Source organism: Ensifer sp. Root1252 (genome assembly GCF_001425885.1).
Lineage (GTDB): Bacteria > Pseudomonadota > Alphaproteobacteria > Rhizobiales > Rhizobiaceae > Ensifer > Ensifer canadensis.
In genome coordinates this window covers 75,281-95,234 of sequence record NZ_LMDT01000004.1, presented here as the reverse complement: position 1 = coordinate 95,234, position 19,954 = coordinate 75,281, and the positions used below count along the sequence as shown (strand labels likewise).

Here is a 19,954-nt window from a genome sequence, read left to right as displayed (position 1 = left end):
GCTTCTTTGTTGTGTCTCGTGTCGTCGTCAGCCCTTGAGCGCGCCGCTCATGGTTCCCTTAGTGAAGAATTTCAGGATCAGCGGGTAGATCGCCAGGATCGGTACGATGGTCAGAAGGATCATCCCGGCCTTGAGCGACCTCAGATCGATCTGGCTCGCGCCGGTATTGTTGCTGGCGTTGTTGGCGCCGACGATCGCAACCTTGTCGCCGTCGATCACGAACTGGCGCAGCACCACCTGCAGCGGCCATTTGCCCTGATCGTTCAGATAGATCATCGCGCGGAAGAACTCGTTCCAGTGAAAGACGAGATAAAACAGCGAGATGGTCGCGAGCGCCGGCTTGGCGAGCGGAAGGACCAGATGCCAGAACACTTGGAAAGGGTTGGCGCCATCGAGTTCGGCGGCTTCCAGCAGCTCCTTCGGGATTTCCTCGAAGAAGCGGATGAGGATGATCAGGTACCAGGCGTTGACCGCCTTGAAGAGGATGACAGACCAGTAGCTGTCGAGAAGGCCGAGGCGCTTGTTGACGAAGTAGTCCGGAATGATGCCGGGCTCGAACACGATGGTGACGAGAACGAAGATGAACAGCGCCTTGCGGCCCGGCAGACCGGGCCTCGAAAGCCCCCAGGCCATCAGCGCGGTACCGACGACGCCGATCACGGTACTGACGGCGGTGATGAAGATCGAGTTGAAGATGCCGCGCTGCACATTGGGGTGCTGCAGGAGAACGCTCCAGACCTCGAAGGAGAAGCCCCTGGGTATGATGGTCAGCCCGCTCATGCCCGGCACCTTTGCCGGCTCGGACAGCGAGACGGCGAGCAGGTTGAGGATCGGCTGGACCGTGACGACGACGAGCAACAGCAGCGTCGAAACGATGATCGCATATTCGATGCGTTCGATCGGGGTCTTGCGTGACAGGGCCATTACCAGACTCCCTTCCCGGTCAGGCGTTTGGAAACGAAGTGGGCAATCACGATCATCATCGTGCCGAGCACGGCCTTGAACAGGCCGGCGGCCGTTGCCAGCGAGTATTCGCCGGTCTGCAAACCGATGCGGTAGACATAGGTGTCGACGATATCGATCTTGCTGCGCACTACGTCGTTGGAGAGGTTGATCACCTGGTTGAGGTCGGCGTTGAGGAACATGCCGGCGTTGAGGATGAACAGCGTCGCGATCGTCGGCACGATGCCCGGCAGGGTGACATGCCTGATCTTCTGCCAGCGGTTGGCGCCGTCGATCTCGGCTGCGTCATAGAGCTGCTGGTCGATGGCGATGATGGCGGCGAGATAGAGCAGGCTGTCCCAACCGGCCGAACGCCAGATTTCCGTGAAGACGAGTACCCAGCGGATAGCGCCGGTATCGGTCATGAACGATCGGGGCGCCATGCCGGCCATGCCCATGAGATTGTTGACGGCACCGTCGGTCGGCGACAGCGCCGCAATGAAGATGCCGGCGATCACCACCCAGGACAGGAAATGCGGCAGGTAGATCGCCGACTGGATGAACTTGCGCAGCGACCCGCCGCGAACCTCGTTCAGTAGCAGCGCGACGATGATCGGCACCGGCAGGAAGAACACCATCTTCATCGCCGAGATGATCAGCGTGTTGGCCAGCACCTGCCAGAACACCGGCGAGGAGAACAGCACTTGGAAATGCTTGATGCCCACCCAGATGTTGGGCGGCACGATCCGGACCTGTTCGAAGGCGATGCGCGCCTCCCAGATCGGCAGGTAATGGAAGACGAGGAAGAACAGGATGCCCGGCGCCATCATGACGTAATAGGGCCACCAGCGCCGCCAGCCGTCGGCGGCGAGCGCAACGCGTCCCGTCCTGCGGCGTGCGCTTGATTTGGGAACGTTCCCAAACTTAGGCGAGATCACCGCCTCGTCACGATTGGTCATTCCTACCCCCTCCCGGAGCTTGCTGCGCGTCTGGGCTGGTCAAGCGACAGATCGGCCAACGAGCCGCGCTCGATCAGCCGGCATGGCATGAACACCCGGCCATGCTCGGGACGGCCGGCGATTTCATCGAACAGGCAGTCGACGGCGCGCACGCCGATCTCACGCCCGGGCTTGGCAACCGTCGTCAGTCCCGGCCAGGAAAAAGCGCCTGCGGGAATGCCGTCGAAACCGAGGATCGAGACATCCTCCGGGCAGCGAAGCCCGGCTTCGCGGACTGCGACCATGGCGCCAAGCGCCATCAGATCGTTGGCGGCGAAGACCGCGAGATGGCCGACCCGGTCGCGTTGCAGCAGCCGCATCATCGCCGTGCGCCCGCCTTCGACGGTATATTCACCGTCTTCCATTGGAAGTGCTGTCGGGTCGATGTCGCGGTCGACGCAATGTTCGTGGAAAGTCCGCAGAAACCGGGCCCGCGCGATACGCGACTTCGGCCCCAGGATCAGCGCCGGCGCATGATGCCCCTTGGAAACCAGATGGTCCATGCCGAGCCGTACCGCCTGGGCGATATCGGAACCGACACTGGAGGTCGCCGGAAAACGCTCGGCACTCGAGCCGATCAGCACGAAGGGCAGTCCGAACCTGTGGAGATCGTCGAAATTGTCGGCCACCGGATTGATAATCGCGCCATCGACGCGTGCCTGCCGCAGGGCCCGGAGGTGGCTGGCTTCGCGGCTGTGATCCCAATCGGAAGAAAACACCAGCAGCGAGGCCCCGTTTTCGACCGCGCGATCCTGCGCACCGCGCGCCACCTCGGCCCAGAACGGGTTGGTAATGTCAGGGATGACGAGACCAAGCAAACCGGTGCGGCCGGACCGCATGCCGACGGCGAGATCGTTGCGCTCATAGCCGACGGCACGGGCCGCATCGAGAACCCGCTCGCGCGCCTCGTCCGTGACATTGGACGCGCCGGAGAGTGCCCGGCCGGCGGTGCTCTTGGACACCCCTGCCTTGCGCGCGACGTCAATGATCGTCGGCCGCCTCCGCTGCATCAAACACGCCCTCCCATGGCATGAACTCGTGGGAACGTTACCACGGAGATTTCGGGTCCGCAAGTCCACCCCTTCGGATGCGGCTTTGCCAGCGGTCGAACACAGAAAAAGAAAAAGGCCACCGTTCAGGACGGCGGCCTCAAATTGAGAGGTGTATAACCTCCAGAGGGAACATCGCTATCGCAGCCGGGAGGATGGCTGCACGTCAAGCGACCCTGATAATGTGACAGCTCGGGCGCCGGTTCTCAATCAATGCAAAACCAGAACGGAAGCCAGAGCGGGATCGCTCTTCCAATAATCGCACGGCGGCCGCGATTTTGTTCCATCTCGTGAGGCTCCCGTCTCACCTTCAGATCCGAGCACGGCCAAACCAGCGTCCACCGTATTTCCGTTCAATTCGGCCGCTGCGCCGCAGTCAGCAACCTTGCTGGGCTGAGACCGGACGGGGGCGGCTGGCACCATTGGGCGGAAGGGCATGGGGAAAGTGCGGCGGTTCCGCACATCCGGCGCATCGCCTTGACATACGCGCCGTCGCAATTACGATAGTGGCATGCTGATCGTGACTTCATATGCCCTTCGAGAACCCGCGCGCCTGAAAACGGGATCGTAACCCGGCCGCGGCTTTTGTCGTACGCGACCGGGGTATGTCACTCCATCCCAGCTATCTCTCTTTTGGCTGAGACGATGAAATCGATCGCCGGCTCGTGCCGCCTTGTGCGGACTTCCTGATAGCGAGCAGGCCCTTAGTTCTCGACAGCGTATATGAAAAACATCCCGCAAATTGACAGCTGGCACTCGGGCCTGTTCACCGAGCTCGAAATCGTCACCGCATTCGGCGAAAGTCGGGCAGCGCTCGGCGAACTTTTCGATTGCGACATGCTGAGGGGCGCGCGACGCCCGGCCGACGCAGGCGATCCGGAGTGCTTCGACCTGTCGGCAACGGCGCGTGTCAGCCTTGCCATCCTCCACGCCCTCTGGCGCGCCGCTGGTCTGCCGCTTTGCGTAGCCGAGCAAGCGCTTTCGAACTGGCCGCAAATCGCGGTCTCGGTCGCACGTATTGTCGACTTCGAGCGCGAAGCTTGGGAGGACAGATGCGCAAGCCGCGAACCGGCATCCGCCGCAGATCCCTTCCAGTTCTTCGGGCCGTTTGCCGAAGAGCCTCTGCCCGTCGGCAGGATCGACGAATATATCGACGTGATCGACGGACGATATCTGCTGTGGCGCAAACCGAAGGACGATCCGCACAGGATCGGGACGGCGATCCACGCCAGCCAGGAACGCCTTCTTCTCGACCCGCAGGATGCGGCCGCTCAAGCCGACTTTCTTGAGGCCGCGGCCTTTCTCCGGCGACCCGCCGAGCACGAGCTGATCTGGTTGGGCTCGACGGGAGACGAAGTGTTCCAACCGACGTCGGCGCCAAGCGGTTCTCACGCTCCCGAGCGCTTGCCCACCTCCATCCTGTTGGGCGACGCTGGCAGGGCGGCGACATTGGCCACGAATTACCGCTCGAAGCGCTCGGTCAATATCTCGCTTGCCGCCCGCGCCATGAAACGACGGGCACTCGGGTTGCACATCAGATAGCCCTAGTCCTTTCACCGACACCGCGAGCTTTTGAAGACACAAGGCACATCATGATCCAGACCCCCTATTACTTGATCGACAAGGCGAAGCTGCTTCGAAACATGGAGAAGATCGCTTACGTGCGCGACAAATCGGGGGCCAAGGCGCTCCTCGCGCTCAAGTGTTTCGCCACCTGGTCGGTCTTCGATCTGATGCGCGAATACATGGATGGCACGACCTCTTCGTCGCTCTATGAGGTGCGGCTCGGGCGCGAGAAATTCGGCGGCGAAACCCATGCCTACAGCGTCGCCTATGGCGACAACGAAATCGAAGAGGTGATCGGCCATGCCGACAAGATCATCTTCAACTCGATCGGCCAGCTGGACCGTTTCGCGGACAAGGCATCCGGCCTCGCCCGCGGCCTGCGCCTCAATCCGGGAATGAGCTCATCCAGTTTCGACCTTGCCGATCCCGCCCGCCCCTTCAGCCGGCTCGGCGAATGGGATGCGGCCAAGGTCGAGGCCGTCATGGACCGCATCAGCGGCTTCATGATCCACAACAACTGCGAGAACAAGGACTTCGGCCTGTTCGACCGGATGCTGTCGGAGATCGAGGAAAAGTTCGGCGCGCTACTTTCCCGCGCCGAGTGGATCAGCCTAGGCGGCGGTATTCACTTCACCGGCGACGACTATCCGGTCGATGCCTTCTGCGAGCGCCTGAAGGCCTTTTCCGGCTGCCATGGCGTCCAGGTCTATCTCGAGCCGGGCGAAGCGTCGATCACCCGGAGCACGACGCTCGAGACCACCGTTCTCGACACGCTCAACAACGGCAAGGATCTGGCCATCGTCGACAGCTCGATCGAGGCGCATATGCTGGACCTCTTGATCTACCGCGAAAGCGCAAAGGTCGAGCCCAATGCTGGCCCACACAGCGTCATGATCTGCGGCAAATCCTGCCTTGCCGGCGATATCTTCGGCGAGTTCCGCTTTCCCGAGCCATTGAAGGTCGGCGACCGCGTCTCGTTCCAGGATGCGGCCGGCTACACCATGGTCAAGAAGAACTGGTTCAACGGCGTCGGCATGCCATCGATCGCCATCCGAGACCTTGACGGCAGCGTCAGGCTTGTCCGCGAATTCACCTTCGCCGACTACGAACAGAGCCTTTCCTAAAGCATCCCGCCTTTAAGTGGAATCACTTAAGGCGGATAAGATGCTTTAGAATCAAAGGGCTATAGCGCCCTTAGCGCGTTCGTCTGAACGCACGGCGCTCTAGGCTCGTCATATCCCCAAGGGAAAAGGAGACATCCCCCGAAATGAAAAAGAACGTTCTCATCATCGGCGCCGGTGGCGTGGCTCAGGTCGTGGCGCACAAATGCGCACAGAACTGCGATGTACTGGGAGACATCCATATCGCATCCAGAACGGTCGAAAAGTGCCGCGCGATCGTCGATTCCGTGCGCGAGAAAAAGAGCCTGAAAACCGAAGTGACGCTCGAGGCGCATGCGCTCGACGCCATGGATGTCGAGGCGACAAAGGCGCTGATCGAAAAGACCAGGGCCGGCATCGTCATCAATGTCGGCTCCGCCTTCGTCAACATGTCGGTGCTGCGTGCCTGCATGGATACCGGTGCTGCCTACATGGACACCGCGATCCATGAAGACCCGAAGAAGATCTGCGAGACGCCGCCGTGGTACGGAAACTACGAATGGAAGCGCGCGCAGGAATGCAAGGAAAGGGCCGTCACCGCCATCCTCGGCGTCGGCTTCGACCCGGGCGTGGTCAACGCCTATGCGCGCCTCGCCAAGGATGAGTATTTCGACAAGGTTACCGCCGTCGATATCGTCGACATCAATGCCGGCAGCCACGGCAAATATTTCGCCACCAACTTCGATCCGGAAATCAACTTCCGCGAATTCACCGGCGTCGTCTATTCCTGGCAGAACGGCCAGTGGCAGACCAATTCGATGTTCGAGGTCGGCAAGGAATACGATCTGCCGGTGGTCGGCAAATGCAAGGCCTACATGACCGGCCATGACGAGGTTCATTCGCTGGCAAAGCATATGGACGGCGCCGACGTCCGCTTCTGGATGGGCTTTGGCGATCACTACATCAACGTCTTTACCGTCCTGAAGAACCTCGGCCTGCTGTCGGAACAGCCGGTAAAGACGGCCGAAGGCCTCGAGGTCGTGCCGTTGAAGGTGGTCAAGGCGGTGCTGCCGGATCCGTCGTCGCTGGCTCCGAACTATCAGGGCAAGACCTGCATTGGCGATTTCGTCAAGGGCCTCAAGGACGGGCAGGAACGCGAAGTCTTCATCTACAACGTCGCCGACCACAAGGACGCTTTCGAAGAAGTCGGATCGCAGGGCATCTCCTACACCGCCGGCGTACCGCCGGTCGCCGCCGCCATGCTGATCGCCTCGGGCGAGTGGGACGTGAAGCAGATGGTCAACGTTGAAGAACTGCCGCCGCGCCCGTTCCTCGACATCCTCAACCGGATCGGACTTCCGACCCGCATCAAGGATGCGGACGGCGACCGCGCATTGACGTTCTCCTGAAACAATAAGTCGAACCATCTCCGGTCGGTCGTCATTTAGGGCGGCCGGCTGGCATATGGACGAAGCCCAGTCATCGCCAGGTGATTGGGCTTCCAACGTTTCTACAGATTTCTCGGCGCGGCACGTCGATGAATCGACCCGGCGAGCGAAACGCTTCGTTAACGCGATTCACTTAGCTGCCCGTACCCCGGCGTCTCGCCGGCCAACCACGTATGAGTTCCAACTGACATGCCCCCATTGACTGCCCCGGTTCACAGTTTTCATCAAAAGATTGCATCGTTTTGCGAGCTCCGGCTTGCCCGCGCCCTTCCCAAGCACGACTACGACAACCTCCGTCACTACATGCTTGATTTCGTTAACCGGCGGGCAATGCCGCCTCAGACCGGCAACAAGCTCGACTGGAAGGAAATCGGCCTCGCCTGCGATCTCGACGACGACAGCCTGCGGATCACCAAGCGCCTGGCCAAGCACGGCTTCGAGGCCATCATTCGCTGGCTGAAGGGGCCGAGCGCCAGCAAGCCCGACAGAAAGGCGCCGGCCGCCCAGGGCTGGGTCAAGGCGCCTGCGGCACCGGCGCGCAGGATCGGCTTGGAGCAACGGCGTTTCGCCACCACGCGGTAATTTCCGCCCATGGCGTCCCCGAAATCGCTTTTGATTCAGGCCGGTACGCTGCAGACTTCAGCGCTGTGGCTTTTTGAACCGTTACATAACGGCAGCGGGCAGGGCCTCCACGATCAGTCTCGCCCGCCGCACTCAGCATGCCGAAAGCTCGATCTTCGGCCAGGTCTTTTGGACCGATGGGTCGGTCTCGATCGCTACCGAATGCCGCTCGCGGAAGGCGGCAGCAAGGGTTTGCAGGGCCTTGCGGGATCGCGCGTCGGTCAGGGTCGAATGCAGAACGATCTCCGAGGACGGAAGCGGCGGCAGGCCAAACTGTTTGCTGACTTCGATCGTGTCGGAGGGCGCAAGGCGACAGGAGAATGGGCCGACGGCGAGCCCCGCCGAGACTGCAGCGTTGACAGCGGTCGACACGCCGACGAACACCTCCACCCAGGGAACGCCGGCCGCGTCGAGCGCGCGCGTGGCGATGTCGCGCACGCCGCAGAGCGGCGCCAGCGCTGCCAGTCGCAGCGGCTCACCCGGCCCGCGCTTGAAGCCGGGTGAGGCGAACCAGCCGAAATGTTCCGGCCCAAGCGTCTCGCCATCGCGCCGGTCTTCGTCACGCCGGATGATGACGGCATCGAGCTCTCCGCGGTCGAACGCGCCAAGCAGGTTTCGCGATGTCTCGAGCCTGACCTCGATGCACAGGCCGGGGTCATGGGCATAGAGCCGCGCCAGCAATGTCGGCACTTCCGGGCCGGCGACGTGGGCAGCAATGCCGAGGCCGAAGCGGCGACGTGTCGACGACAGCCCTGCCAGCGCGCGCTCATGGGCGGCGAGGAATTCGCGCGCGCCCTCGATGAAGACAGCGCCCTGCGCCGAAAGGCGAACCTGCCTCGGCGTGCGCTCGAGCAGCCTGACGCCGAGCCGATCTTCGAGCCGTTTCAGCTTGACGCTGATTGCCCCTTGCGTGCTGCCGAGGAACTCCGCAGCGCGGGTAAAGCTTTGAAAATCGGCAATCGCGACAAAGGCCTGAACCGCGTCCACATCCAGAGTCGTCATCGCAACCATCCGATTTTGTTATCTCTGAAATACTTAACCATCCAATTCAGTTGTGATCAAGGCCAGACTATGGTGCCCCGGTCCCCAAGCGATTTCAATTCGGGCGGAGCGCGTGGAAAGGCCGGAACCGGTTTTCCGCGATGCCCGCCAAAGCATCGAAAGACCGTGAGCATGAACCAACCCATAACCCGCCGCAGTGCGCTGGCACTGGCAGCCGTCTGCCTCTCCTCGCTGATGTTCGGCCTGGAGATTTCCAGTATTCCAGCAATCCTGCCGACGCTGGAGCAGGTGCTCGGCGCAGATTTCAAACAGCTGCAATGGATCATGAACGCCTACACCATCGCCGTCACGGCGGTTCTGATGGGAGCAGGCACATTGGCCGATCGCTACGGCCGCAAGCGCATCTTCGTCGCCGGCATCATCGCCTTCGGCATCGCCTCGCTGATCTGCGGGCTGACCGACAACATATCAGTATTGATCGTCGCCCGCTTCCTCCAGGGTATGGCCGGCGGCGTGATGCTCATCTGCCAGATCGCCGTCCTATCGCAGCAGTTCCAGTCCGGCCGCCAGCGCGGGATCGCGTTTAGCTGGTGGGGCATCATCTTCGGGATCGGCCTCGGTTTTGGTCCGATCGTCGGCGGCGCGACGGTCGCGCTCTTGAGCTGGGAATGGGTGTTTCTCGTCCACGTCCTGCTTTCAGGCGTGACGGTGGCGCTTGCGCTCGCAGGCGTCAAGGAATCGCGCGATCCTGGCGCCGAGAGCCTCGACGTCGCCGGCATCGTGACGTTGTCGGCCGCGGTCTTCTGCATCGCCTATTTCATTACCCAAGGCCCCGAACTCGGTTTTGCCAGCCCGACCGCACTGTCAATCCTCGGCATTGCCATCGTCAGCCTGATCGGCTTCGTGATTGCCGAAAAAGTCAGCGCCCGGCCGATGTTCGACTTTTCGGTGTTCCGCATCCGCAGCTTCTCAGGTGCGCTGTTCGGTTCGGTGGGCATGAACATCAGCTTCTGGCCGTTCATGATCTATCTGCCGATCTGGTTCCAGGCGGGCCTCGGCTATGACGGCGTCACCGCCAGCATCGCCCTGCTCGCCTACACGCTGCCCCCGCTTATCGTCCCGCCTTTTGCCGAACGGCTGATGCTTCGCTTTCGTCCAGGGATCGTCATCCCGGCCGGCCTGTTCACGATCGGTCTCGGCTTCCTCATGATGAAGATCGGCAGCAGCGTTGAGAATGCCAGCTGGCTAACGATGCTGCCGGGGTGCGTGCTGGCCGGCATTGGCCTCGGCTTCACCAATACCACGGTGACCAACGCCGCGACCGGCGCGGTCGCCGCGGAGCGCGCCGGCATGGCCTCGGGCATCGACACCAGCGCGCGGATGATCTCGCTGGCGATCAACATCGCGCTGATGGGGCTGATCCTGGTCGAAGGCGTGCTGTCTTCGCTGCAAAGCTCGCTTTTCGGGCGAGTGACCGACACCGAGCTGCGTACGCTCGCCGAGAAGATCTCGGCCGGCGGCATGCTGACTTCGGACTATGGCCTGTCGGAGACGGTCATCCATACGGCGCTCGGCGAGGGTTTCGGCTGGGTCATGCTCTATGGCGCCATCGGTGTCTGGCTGTCGGCCGCCGCAAGCCTGCTCGTCTTCGGTCTCCGCGCCAAGACGGAAGCGGTGCTTGCGTGTTCGACGGCGAAATCGTCGTAACACACGTAGCCGACTAGTCACCGAGGGCAAGGCAGCGCATCGGGCCAGATAGACTGGCCCGATGGACCATGGATGGCGGTCCGCGCCGTAATCCGACCTCTGCCTCGCCGACAAAACGCGTCGGCGCGGCGAAAAGTCCATTCACGGGCACGCCGGCGACGGTTATATCGTGACCATCGTTGACGCAGATATATTGGACACGTTGCTTATGACCGACACTGTTATCGATCGCTTCCTTCGTTACGTCGTTATCGACACTCAATCGGATGCCAAGTCGAAGACCACGCCCACCACCGAGAAACAGAAGACGCTCGGCCGACTGCTGGTCGAAGAGCTGCTGGCAATGGGCGTATCGGACGCGCATCTCGACGAACACGGCTATGTCTACGCAACAATTCCCTCAAACGTCGACAAGCCGGTTCCGGTCATCTGCTTCTGTTCTCATATGGACACGGCACCGGATTTCACCGGTACCAACGTCAAGCCGCAGATCGTTAGGAATTACCAGGGCGGCGACATCCGGCTAACGGGCGACCCGCAGCAGGTCATTCGCGTCAGCGAGCATCCTGTGCTGCTCGACCAGATCGGCAATGACATCATCACCACCGATGGCACGACGCTCCTGGGTGCCGACGACAAGGCCGGCGTTGCCGAAATCATGTCGGCAGCACAGTTCCTGATGGACAATCCCGACGTCAGGCACGGCACCATCCGCATCCTGTTCACCCCCGACGAAGAAGTCGGCCGCGGTGCCGACAAGGTCGACCTGAAGAAGCTCGGCGCCCAGTTCGGCTATACCATCGACGGCGAAACCGCCGGCCATATCGAAGACGAGACCTTCTCCGCCGACGGTGTCGAGATCGCCATTTCAGGCGTTGCCATCCATCCGGGCTTTGCCAAGGGCAAGATGGAGAATGCCATCAAGATCGCCGGCGCCATCATCGATCGCCTGCCAAAGGACATCGCCCCTGAAAGCACGGAAGGCCGCGAAGGCTTCATTCACCCGACCGGCGTCACCGGCACGATGGAAAAGGCCAGCCTCAGCCTGATCGTCCGCGAATTCGAGGACGAGGGCCTGGCGACCAAGGAAGCCATGCTCGAAGGCATCGTCAAGGACGTGATCGCCGCCTATCCGGGGTCATCCTACACCTTCGAGGTCAAGCAGCAGTACCGCAACATGAAGGCCATTCTCGCCCGCAACCCCGAGATCGCCGACAATGCGCTCGAAGCGGTGCGACGTGCGGGCATGACGCCGGTGCGCGGCAGCATTCGCGGCGGTACCGACGGCTCGCGCCTGTCGTTCATGGGCCTGCCCTGCCCCAACATCTTCGCCGGCGGCCATGCCTTCCACTCGCCGCTGGAATGGGTGAGCCGCCAGGACATGGAACGGGCGGTCAAGACATTGGTCGAGCTGGCAAAGGTCTGGGAAGAGCGCGCCTGAGGCTGGTCATCCGAGCGAGCGCAGCTTTTTTCGAGATAGGATCGTCGGAAGCAGAAAGAGCCGAAGCACGCGCAACGTGCTTCGGCTCTTGTCGTTTCGGAGATTCGTCACGGCGACGCCGCGACACAGCGAAGTCAGCTGCGCAGACCCGGCGCTTCCTGGCCGGTGCGGGCGACATATTCGGTGTAACCGCCGCCATATTGATGCACGCCGTCCGGCGTCAGCTCCAAAACGCGGTTTGACAGCGCCGCCAGGAAATGGCGGTCGTGCGAGACGAACAGCATCGTGCCCTCGTACTGCGCCAACGCCTTGATCAGCATTTCCTTGGTGTCGAGATCGAGGTGGTTGGTGGGCTCGTCGAGCACCAGCAGGTTCGGCGGATCGAACAGCATCATCGCCATCACCAGCCGCGCCTTCTCGCCGCCCGAAAGCACCCGGCATCTCTTCTCGACGTCGTCGCCTGAAAAGCCGAAGCAACCGGCCAGCGCCCTGAGCGGACCTTGCCCTGCCTGCGGGAATGCATCTTCCAGCGACTGGAAGACCGTGCGCTCGCCATCGAGCAGATCCATCGCGTGCTGGGCGAAATAGCCCAACTTGACGCTGGCGCCGAGCGCCACACTGCCCTCGTCCGGATCGGTCGAGCCTGTCACCAGCTTCAAAAGCGTGGACTTGCCGGCCCCGTTGATGCCCATGATGCACCAGCGCTCGCGACGACGCACCATGAAGTCCAGACCCTCATAGATGCAGCGCTCGCCATATTTCTTGTGCACGTTCTTGAGGTTGACCACGTCTTCGCCTGAGCGCGGCGCCGGCCGGAACTCGAACGTCACGGTCTGACGGCGCTTGGGCGGTTCGACCCGGTCGATCTTTTCGAGCTTCTTGACCCGGCTCTGCACCTGGGCTGCATGCGAGGCGCGCGCCTTGAAGCGCTCGATAAACTTGATCTCCTTGGCGAGCATCGCCTGCTGACGCTCGAACTGCGCCAGCTGGTGCTTTTCGTTCTGCGCCCGCTGCTGCTCGTAGAAGGCATAGTCGCCGGAATAGCTGTTGAGCGAGCCGCCATCGATCTCGATCACCTTGGTGATGATCCGGTTCATGAACTCGCGATCGTGCGAGGTCATCAGCAGCGCGCCTTCGTAGCCCTTGAGGAAGGCCTCAAGCCAGATCAGGCTTTCCAGATCCAGGTGGTTGCTCGGTTCGTCGAGCAGCATCACGTCAGGGCGCATGAGCAGAATGCGGGCGAGCGCGACGCGCATCTTCCAACCGCCAGAAAGCGCGCCGACGTCGCCGTCCATCATCTCCTGGGAGAAGCTGAGGCCCGCCAGCACTTCGCGTGCACGGCCTTCCAGCGCGTAGCCGTCGAGTTCTTCATAGCGTGCCTGCACCTCGCCGTAGCGCTCGATGATCGCATCCATCTCGTCGAGACGGTCGGGGTCGACCATGGCGGCTTCAAGCGCGTGCAGCTCGGCGGCAACCGTGCTCACCGGCCCGGCACCGTTCATCACCTCGGCAACAGCGCTGCCCCCCGACATCTCACCGACATCCTGGTTGAAGTAGCCGATCGTCACGCCCTTATCGACGGCGACCTGGCCTTCGTCCGGCATCTCTTCTCCGGTGATCATCCGGAAGAGCGACGTCTTGCCCGCACCATTGGGGCCGACGAGGCCGACCTTCTCGCCCTTGTTGAGGGCTGCGGATGCCTCGATGAAGAGGATCCGGTGGCTGAGCTGCTTGCTGATATTCTCGATACGAATCATATTTTAGGGGCCCGAAACGTTGCGGCGCCCTTATGTCACGGGTGACAGTCGCGCCGCAAACGTTGATTCGCGACGTCTGCCCACCCAAAAACGCACGGGAAACGGGGCATCAAACGGCTTTGACACCCCGTTCAGCCACAGGATTACTGGTCGGAGTAAAAGCCGTAGAGAACCGGCATCAGCCCGACCAGCGCCTCGAAGCGTTTGAAATTCTTGCGCTCCGGGCGGGTCCAGCCGGTTTCGGCCAGCGCCGACAGCCGCGGGAACACCAGGCGGTCGAACACACCGCGGTCGGTCATCGGCTCTGACCAGATGCAGCATTGCAGCCCGCGCAGATGTTTCTTCTGGGCGTCGGTCCAGCCTTCGATCGGGTCGAACAGGTAGAGTTTTTCCGGGTCCGACCAGCCGGCCCAGCTGCCGCCGGGCTCTGACCAGGCCGGGCTGTTGGCCATGTCGAGATAGTAGACCTGTCCCGGGCAAACGACGATGTCGTAGCCTTCGCCGGCAAGCTCGGCATTGGCTTCGACCGTTCGCCAGCCGAAGAGCAGCGACTTCTGCTTGTCGATGACGTTGCCATGGGCCGCCTCCTGCCAGCCGCCGGTAACGCAGCCACGGCTTGCGAGGAACCCCTGGACGCGCGCCAGGAACTCCGCCTGCAGCACGGCGGCACCCGATCCGTCGATCTCGTCGGCCCCGTGGGTGTTGGTGACGACATTGAGCCGCTTGGCGTGGGTCGTCGCCACCTCTTCGCCAGCCACCGCCCGCAACCGCTCAAGTGCCTCTGGCGAGCCCGACCAGGCGCCGAGCGGCACCTCATCGGCACCGACATGGATGATCTTCGACGGGAAGAGTTCGATCAGTTCGTCGAAGACGACTTCGAGCACACGATAGGTTTCTTCGCGCGCCGGGTTGAGGCAATTGTCCGGGAAGCCCTGCACGGAATAATAGCTGCCGGCTTCGTTGGGATCGCGCAGCTCCGGAATGGCCTGCAGCATCGCGAAGGAGTGTCCGGGCACGTCGATCTCCGGCATCACCTCGATCCCCAAGGTTTCCGCCAATGCAACGATCTCGCGAACGGCTGCCTTGGTGTAGTAACCGCCCGTCACCTGCGGGCCGGAGCCGAGCAACGGCGGGATCTTGCGGCCATGGCCGCGCCAGGCACCGACCTCGGTCAGCGCCGGATAGGCGTCGATCTCGATCCGCCAGGCCTCGTCGTCCGAGAGGTGCCAGTGGAAGCGGTTGAGCTTGTTCCAGGCCATCAGCCGCAGGAACCGCGAGACCTCGGCGGTGCTGTAGAACTGGCGGGCAACGTCGAGATGCGTGCCGCGCCAGCCGAGCGCCGGCTCGTCCCGAATCTCGCCGCCTGCCGGAAACAGGAATGTGCCGGGATGAAGCTTAGCACCCCGCAGGATCTGCCCGAGCGTGATCAGGCCATAGAGGAGACCGGTGCGCGTGCCGCCGGTCACAGCGACGCCAGCTAGCGAGAAGCGGATGACATAGGCTTCCTCCGCAAGGTCGCCCGAAAGCGATAGCGCGGCCGGAAGGCCGCCTTCCGCTACCGGCCGAACAAGTCCTTCGACCGGAAACAGGCTCCCCGTCAGCTCGGCAAATGCGCGTGCTGCGGCTTCGGCTTCTGCCCCTTCCGGCGCAAGGTCGAGCCCTGATGGCGGCGTCAGGCGGCCGGAGACGGATACGTCCTGCGGCCAGGGCACGACCGAAACGGCAACCGGTGCTACCTTTGGCACGGGATAGATGACCGCGCCACGTTTCAGCTCGGCGTTGTCGCCGTGGGCGCGCGACGGCACGACCGAGATCGGCGCGGTGCTGCCGTCGGCAAGGACGAGATAGGCGGAGTTGGCTCCGTCGGTCCAGTGCTGCGGCTCGAAGCTCATACCGTGCGCCTTCACGATCCACACGCTTCCCGGCTGAAGCACCAGGTCAGCCGGCGGCGCGAACTCGGAATAGTTGGAAAGCCGGCTCAACAACTCTCCGCCTTCGACGGCGGCGGCAGGGTCGATGCGTGCAGGTCCCGAAACGCAAAGTCGAAAATCCCGAAGCGGGCGATCGGAGGCGTTCGTCAGTGTCAGCGAATAAACCGCTGGGGTGTCCGTCTTTGCCGGCGTCCAGAGCGTTTCCAGACGGAATACCGGTTTCGTAGCGATCGTCATCATCATCATCTCCAGAAGGGTTAGTCGTCGATCTTGAGCATGCCTGCATAAATGCCGGGCGCGGAATTCGGGATTGGCATGGCGCCGACGGTCCGCTCGTAAAACGCCGACGGACCAACATCGCCGATGATGGCATAGGCGTAGCCCATCGTCTTCAAATCGAGCAAAGAAGCAAGCAGCAACGCGTGGCCTATTCCTTCGCCGCGTGCTGCTTCATCGACGCCGGTCGGGCCGAAGAACCCGCGCGCGATCGCCTCGTGACAGGCAAAGCCGATGAGCTTTCCATCACGCGTGGCGAGAAGGCAGGTTGGCGGCTGGCGGGTGAGCGCGACGGCGGTCTCGCCGGCCCAGCCCGATCCGAATTTTTCCCGGACCCACGCGATCACCAGCTCGAACTCGGGTGCCAGGGCACGCCTGATCGTCACCCCTGCCGCATCCATCCGCTGGTCGAGGTCGGGCTTTGGGCGAAGCAGAGACAGATTGACGAGATAATCCATGAGCAAACCTGTGATGTTGGAATTAGGCGACGCCGAGTGCGCGCACGAAGTGGTTGGGACCGACCTGTTCGACCACGCTCGAGACCGGCCGGCTGATGCGGCGAACCTCTTCGGCGTGACCGAGAAAGCGGGCGCTGGCGCCGGGCACGAACGGGCGATCCGGGTCGGGCACGGCGGAGAGCAGCAGCTGCGTATAGGGGTGGCGCGCATCACCGATCACGGCTTCCGTCGCGCCCCACTCGACCATCTGGCCCGCAAACATGACGACGACGTCTTCGGCAATATGCGCGGCGGTGGCGATATCGTGGGTGATGTAGAGCATGGCGAGATCGCGATCGCGCTTGATGCCGGCCAAGAGTTCGAGGATGTCGAGGCGGATCGAGACGTCGAGCATCGATGTCGGCTCGTCGGCAACCAGAACGTCGGGCCGAACCGCAAGCGCCCGGGCGATGTTGACGCGCTGGCGCTGTCCGCCGGAAAGCGCGTGCGGAAACTTGTGTGCGGTCAAGCCGGGATCGAGGCCGACATCGCTCAAGAGCGTGTCGACCGCTTCGCGCAATTGCGCCCTGCCCCTGGCATGCCCGTGAAGGGCGAGCGGTCTTGCCAGATGATGATAGACCGTGAACACCGGGTTGAGTGAGGCGAATGGGTCCTGAAACACCATCTGCACCGCGCGGCGATAGGCCTTCTCTGCAGCCGCACTACCGGTGGCGGTGATATCGCGGCCACGAAATTGCATCGACCCCGCCGTCGGGGCGTCCATGCGCGCAATGATGCGGGCGCATGTCGTCTTGCCGCAGCCGGATTCGCCAACCAGCGCCAGCGCCCGCCCCGGTCTCAACGCCAGCGAGATACCGCGCAGCGCCTCGACGTGACCAAAGCTGCGGGTGATCGCATCGAGCTGGACGATGGCGTCCGTCGGCACGGGCGCAAGAGGGGAAGCAACGGGCATGACGTTCATTCTACGGCCCCCACTCTCTTGACGGAAGCAGGCAGCTGCGGAATGGCGCCCCAGAGCTTGCGGGTATAGTCGTGAGCCGGCGCACGGCTGATCTGACGGACGTCGCCGACCTCGACCAGTTCGCCTTTCAGCATCACACCGATGCGATGGCAGAGCTGCGCCATCAGATGCAGGTCGTGGGTGATGAACAGGACAGAGAAGCCATGGGTGCTCTGAAGATCAACGACCTGCTCCAGGATTTCGCGCTGCACCACCACATCGAGCGCCGTCGTCGGCTCGTCCATGATGATCAACTGGGGCCGGAGCGCAAGGCAGATGGCAATGACGATGCGCTGTCGCATGCCGCCGCTGAACTGGTGCGGATAGTCATCGAGCCGGCTGGCCGGGATGCCGACCAGGCGAAACATCTCCTCGGCCCGCGCCCGTGATTGTGCCCGGGTCGCGCCGGTGTGCCGGTGCAGCACGTCATGGAACTGCGCCTCGACCCGCATCAGCGGGTTGAGCGAGTTCATCGCGCTTTGGAACACCATGCCGATGCGCCGCCAGCGTACGTCCTGCAAGGCCGTCTCCGGCATCTGCAGCAGGTTGCGGCCCTCGAGCAGGATTTCGCCGCCGGCCACCCAGGCCGGCGGTTTCGACAGGCGGGTGATCGCGTAGGCAATCGTGCTCTTGCCGCAACCGGACTCACCGGCAAGTCCGAACAGCTCACCGCGGTTGATGTCGAAGGAAACGTTCCTGACCGCACGAAAGGCGCCGTCGTCGAGCAGGTAATCGACATCGAGATTGCGGACCTGCAGCAGCGGCTCGCTCATCGTCCCACCTCCGGCGCGCGGTTACGCCGCCTGTTGAGCCGCAGCCAACGGCTGAGCGCAGGGCCGGAACGAAGCTGCGGATTGGCAATCTCGTCGAAAGTGAAATTGAGAAGCGCGAGGCCGAGCCCGACCAGCGCGATCCCGGCCGCCGGCGCACCGATATCCCACCAGGCGCCGATGATGATCGCCGACGAGTTCTGGGCGTTGTAGAGCATCGTGCCCCAGGTGACGCGCAGCGGATCGCCGAAGCCGAGATATTCGAGCGTCGTCTGGGCGACGATGGCGTAGATGATGCTGCCGACGACGTTGATGCCGATCAACGGCACGAGGTTGGGCAGGATCTCGACAAAGATCACCCGCCAGTGCGGCTCGCCGACCATGCGGGCGGCAACGACGAATTCGCGGTTGCGCAGCGCCAAAGTCTGCGAGCGGGTCATGCGGGCGCCCCAAGGCCAGGAGGTGAGCGCGATGATCGCCATGATCGCCAGCGGCCCGACCGTGCCGGCGAAGGACGCGAGCAGGATCAGCAGCGGTATGTTGGGAATGACCAGCACGGCGTTGGTCGCGAGATCGAGCGTGGCATCGGTGCGCCCGCCGAAATAGCCGGCCACCAGCCCGACGATCGTGCCGAGTGCTGTGATCGCAAGGCCGGTCGCAAAACCGACGGCGAGCGACGGACGTGCACCCCAGACGAATTGGGAATAGACGTCGCGCCCCATCTTGGTGGTGCCGAAGACATGCTCGACCGTTGGCGGCTGATGCGAGCGCCCGACCCGTTCGCCGGGATCGCCGGGGGCGATCAGCGGCGCCAGAAGCGCCATCAGGCAAAGCGCGACGATGATGGCGAGACCGGCAACGGCCTTCTTCTGCCGCCATAACAATGTAAGACCCGAGGTCATGCGCGCCCCTCCCGGATACGCGGGTCGACGACGCCGTAGAGAATGTCGACAAGCAGGTTTGCCCCGAGCGTGGCCATCGTCATCAACAGCAGCTGCCCCTGGATGACGGGATAGTCGCGCGCGACGCTGGCGGTATAGAGCGTGAGGCCGAGGCCGGGATAATTGAAGACGATTTCGGTCACGATCGATCCGCCGAACACGGCGCCGAGCATCAGCGCGAGGTTGGTCAGCACCGGCAGCATGGCATTGCGGGCGGCATAGCCGAACATGACAGCGGATTCGGACAGCCCCTTGGCGCGACCCATGGTGACATAATCCTCGCCGAGCACGGAGATCATGCTGGAGCGCATGGTCGTCTGGAACTCGCCGATCAGGTAGGGAGAGAGCGTCAGCACCGGCATGATCGCATGCAGAAAGACACTGCCGAAGTAAGTGAAATTGAACCCCGGATCGAGGCTCGGATCGTAGGCATAGCCGACCGGCAGCAGGCGAAGGGTGACGCCGAAGATGAACAGCGTCGCCAGCGCGATGATCACGGGCGGCACAGCGATCATCACCACCGAGAACGGCGAGACGAAGCTGTCGAACCGGCCGCCGCGACGCCAGGCTGCCAAGGCTCCAAGCGAGACCCCGATCGACAGCGAAAAGACGATTGCGGTTACCACCAGGAACGCCGTCCAGCCGGCCGACCGCCCGAGAACCTCGAGCACCGTTTGCGGGTAGTACTTCACCGATACGCCGAGATCGAAATGCGCCAGCCCGACTATGTAGTCGACGAACTGTTGCCACATCGGCTGTTCGATGGCGCCGAACCGCGCCTTGATCGCCTCGATCGCCGCGGGCGTTGCCCGCGGTCCGAGCTGGGCGATCATGCTGTCGACGGGGCTACCCGGCATCAACCGGGGAACCGCAAAGTTCATCACGATCGCAAACAGGAACGCGACGCAGTAGACGGCAAGCCGTCGGCGAGGAAGTCGCATCAGTCA

General features: G+C 62.8%; 17 protein-coding genes. 6 read left to right on the top strand and 11 right to left on the bottom strand.

Annotation, left to right across the window (positions count from 1 at the left end):
* Positions 1 to 27: 27 nt before the first annotated feature.
* Genes ASD02_RS06860 through ASD02_RS06850 form a run of 3 tightly spaced genes read right to left on the bottom strand, consistent with a single transcriptional unit; the run spans position 28 to position 2,950 of the window.
* A complete protein-coding gene (locus tag ASD02_RS06860; RefSeq protein ID WP_025429690.1) occupies positions 28 to 924 on the bottom strand; it encodes a carbohydrate ABC transporter permease in 897 nt (298 codons plus the stop codon).
* Positions 924 to 1,901 carry an ABC transporter permease subunit gene (locus tag ASD02_RS06855; protein WP_057212705.1) on the bottom strand — a complete coding sequence of 326 codons (978 nt, stop codon included), beginning with the start codon at positions 1,899 to 1,901 and terminating at the stop codon, positions 924 to 926. The genes ASD02_RS06860 and ASD02_RS06855 overlap by 1 nt, the downstream gene beginning before the upstream one ends.
* 2 nt (positions 1,902 to 1,903) lie before the next feature.
* Positions 1,904 to 2,950 (bottom strand): LacI family DNA-binding transcriptional regulator, encoded by a 1,047-nt coding sequence (locus ASD02_RS06850; RefSeq protein ID WP_057220393.1) that lies wholly within the window; start codon positions 2,948 to 2,950, stop codon positions 1,904 to 1,906.
* A gap of 762 nt (positions 2,951 to 3,712) precedes the next feature.
* On the opposite strand from ASD02_RS06850, the gene ASD02_RS06845 reads away from it, so the two are divergent.
* From ASD02_RS06845 to ASD02_RS06830, 4 genes are all read left to right on the top strand, one after another.
* Positions 3,713 to 4,531, top strand: coding sequence for a hypothetical protein (locus ASD02_RS06845; protein ID WP_057212703.1), 819 nt, complete (start codon positions 3,713 to 3,715; stop codon positions 4,529 to 4,531).
* Positions 4,532 to 4,581: 50 nt separating this feature from the next.
* On the top strand, positions 4,582 to 5,679 hold the full coding sequence (locus ASD02_RS06840) for a carboxynorspermidine decarboxylase (protein WP_057212701.1): 1,098 nt from the start codon (positions 4,582 to 4,584) through the stop codon (positions 5,677 to 5,679).
* 143 nt (positions 5,680 to 5,822) lie between these two features.
* Complete coding sequence (locus ASD02_RS06835) at positions 5,823 to 7,064, top strand: saccharopine dehydrogenase family protein (RefSeq protein WP_057212699.1); 1,242 nt, start codon at positions 5,823 to 5,825, stop codon at positions 7,062 to 7,064.
* 369 nt (positions 7,065 to 7,433) lie between these two features.
* Positions 7,434 to 7,685, top strand: a complete 252-nt coding sequence (locus ASD02_RS06830; RefSeq protein WP_156407905.1) for a hypothetical protein — start codon at positions 7,434 to 7,436, stop codon at positions 7,683 to 7,685.
* Positions 7,686 to 7,817: 132 nt separating this feature from the next.
* Here the strand turns inward: ASD02_RS06830 and ASD02_RS06825 are convergent, their stop codons facing one another.
* The gene (locus tag ASD02_RS06825; RefSeq protein WP_057212742.1) at positions 7,818 to 8,726 is read right to left on the bottom strand and encodes a LysR family transcriptional regulator; all 909 of its coding nucleotides are present in this window, start codon (positions 8,724 to 8,726) and stop codon (positions 7,818 to 7,820) included.
* Positions 8,727 to 8,897: 171 nt separating this feature from the next.
* On the opposite strand from ASD02_RS06825, the gene ASD02_RS06820 reads away from it, so the two are divergent.
* Positions 8,898 to 10,433: an MFS transporter gene (locus tag ASD02_RS06820; protein WP_051509261.1), complete on the top strand. Its 1,536-nt coding sequence runs from the start codon at positions 8,898 to 8,900 to the stop codon at positions 10,431 to 10,433.
* Positions 10,434 to 10,641: 208 nt separating this feature from the next.
* The gene (pepT, locus tag ASD02_RS06815; RefSeq protein WP_057212695.1) at positions 10,642 to 11,874 is read left to right on the top strand and encodes a peptidase T; all 1,233 of its coding nucleotides are present in this window, start codon (positions 10,642 to 10,644) and stop codon (positions 11,872 to 11,874) included.
* Between the two features lie 134 nt (positions 11,875 to 12,008).
* On the opposite strand, the gene ASD02_RS06810 is transcribed toward pepT, so the two are convergent.
* The 7 genes from ASD02_RS06810 to ASD02_RS06780 form a co-directional block, all read right to left on the bottom strand.
* Positions 12,009 to 13,631, bottom strand: a complete 1,623-nt coding sequence (locus tag ASD02_RS06810; RefSeq protein ID WP_025429680.1) for an ABC-F family ATP-binding cassette domain-containing protein — start codon at positions 13,629 to 13,631, stop codon at positions 12,009 to 12,011.
* 143 nt (positions 13,632 to 13,774) lie between these two features.
* Positions 13,775 to 15,799 (bottom strand): beta-N-acetylhexosaminidase, encoded by a 2,025-nt coding sequence (locus tag ASD02_RS06805; protein WP_038577992.1) that lies wholly within the window; start codon positions 15,797 to 15,799, stop codon positions 13,775 to 13,777.
* Positions 15,800 to 15,819: 20 nt separating this feature from the next.
* Complete coding sequence (locus tag ASD02_RS06800; protein ID WP_025429678.1) at positions 15,820 to 16,296, bottom strand: GNAT family N-acetyltransferase; 477 nt, start codon at positions 16,294 to 16,296, stop codon at positions 15,820 to 15,822.
* Positions 16,297 to 16,318: 22 nt separating this feature from the next.
* Entirely contained in the window at positions 16,319 to 17,248 is a 930-nt protein-coding gene (locus ASD02_RS06795; RefSeq protein WP_025429677.1) for an ABC transporter ATP-binding protein, read from the bottom strand.
* Positions 17,249 to 17,253: 5 nt separating this feature from the next.
* A complete protein-coding gene (locus ASD02_RS06790; RefSeq protein ID WP_025429676.1) occupies positions 17,254 to 18,069 on the bottom strand; it encodes an ABC transporter ATP-binding protein in 816 nt (271 codons plus the stop codon).
* On the bottom strand, positions 18,066 to 18,968 hold the full coding sequence (locus ASD02_RS06785; protein ID WP_057212692.1) for an ABC transporter permease: 903 nt from the start codon (positions 18,966 to 18,968) through the stop codon (positions 18,066 to 18,068). Before ASD02_RS06785 ends, ASD02_RS06790 begins: the two co-directional genes overlap by 4 nt.
* Positions 18,965 to 19,948, bottom strand: coding sequence for an ABC transporter permease (locus ASD02_RS06780; protein WP_025429674.1), 984 nt, complete (start codon positions 19,946 to 19,948; stop codon positions 18,965 to 18,967). The genes ASD02_RS06785 and ASD02_RS06780 overlap by 4 nt, the downstream gene beginning before the upstream one ends.
* Positions 19,949 to 19,954 lie beyond the last annotated feature (6 nt).

Coding starts and splice junctions, on each gene's coding strand:
- ASD02_RS06860 (WP_025429690.1), bottom strand. CDS start 924: ATGGCCCTGTCACGCAAGACCCCGATCGAACGCATCGAATATGCGATC.
- ASD02_RS06855 (WP_057212705.1), bottom strand. CDS start 1,901: ATGACCAATCGTGACGAGGCGGTGATCTCGCCTAAGTTTGGGAACGTT.
- ASD02_RS06850 (WP_057220393.1), bottom strand. CDS start 2,950: ATGCAGCGGAGGCGGCCGACGATCATTGACGTCGCGCGCAAGGCAGGG.
- ASD02_RS06845 (WP_057212703.1), top strand. CDS start 3,713: ATGAAAAACATCCCGCAAATTGACAGCTGGCACTCGGGCCTGTTCACC.
- ASD02_RS06840 (WP_057212701.1), top strand. CDS start 4,582: ATGATCCAGACCCCCTATTACTTGATCGACAAGGCGAAGCTGCTTCGA.
- ASD02_RS06835 (WP_057212699.1), top strand. CDS start 5,823: ATGAAAAAGAACGTTCTCATCATCGGCGCCGGTGGCGTGGCTCAGGTC.
- ASD02_RS06830 (WP_156407905.1), top strand. CDS start 7,434: ATGCCGCCTCAGACCGGCAACAAGCTCGACTGGAAGGAAATCGGCCTC.
- ASD02_RS06825 (WP_057212742.1), bottom strand. CDS start 8,726: ATGACGACTCTGGATGTGGACGCGGTTCAGGCCTTTGTCGCGATTGCC.
- ASD02_RS06820 (WP_051509261.1), top strand. CDS start 8,898: ATGAACCAACCCATAACCCGCCGCAGTGCGCTGGCACTGGCAGCCGTC.
- pepT (WP_057212695.1), top strand. CDS start 10,642: ATGACCGACACTGTTATCGATCGCTTCCTTCGTTACGTCGTTATCGAC.
- ASD02_RS06810 (WP_025429680.1), bottom strand. CDS start 13,631: ATGATTCGTATCGAGAATATCAGCAAGCAGCTCAGCCACCGGATCCTC.
- ASD02_RS06805 (WP_038577992.1), bottom strand. CDS start 15,799: ATGACGATCGCTACGAAACCGGTATTCCGTCTGGAAACGCTCTGGACG.
- ASD02_RS06800 (WP_025429678.1), bottom strand. CDS start 16,296: ATGGATTATCTCGTCAATCTGTCTCTGCTTCGCCCAAAGCCCGACCTC.
- ASD02_RS06795 (WP_025429677.1), bottom strand. CDS start 17,248: ATGCCCGTTGCTTCCCCTCTTGCGCCCGTGCCGACGGACGCCATCGTC.
- ASD02_RS06790 (WP_025429676.1), bottom strand. CDS start 18,069: ATGAGCGAGCCGCTGCTGCAGGTCCGCAATCTCGATGTCGATTACCTG.
- ASD02_RS06785 (WP_057212692.1), bottom strand. CDS start 18,968: ATGACCTCGGGTCTTACATTGTTATGGCGGCAGAAGAAGGCCGTTGCC.
- ASD02_RS06780 (WP_025429674.1), bottom strand. CDS start 19,948: ATGCGACTTCCTCGCCGACGGCTTGCCGTCTACTGCGTCGCGTTCCTG.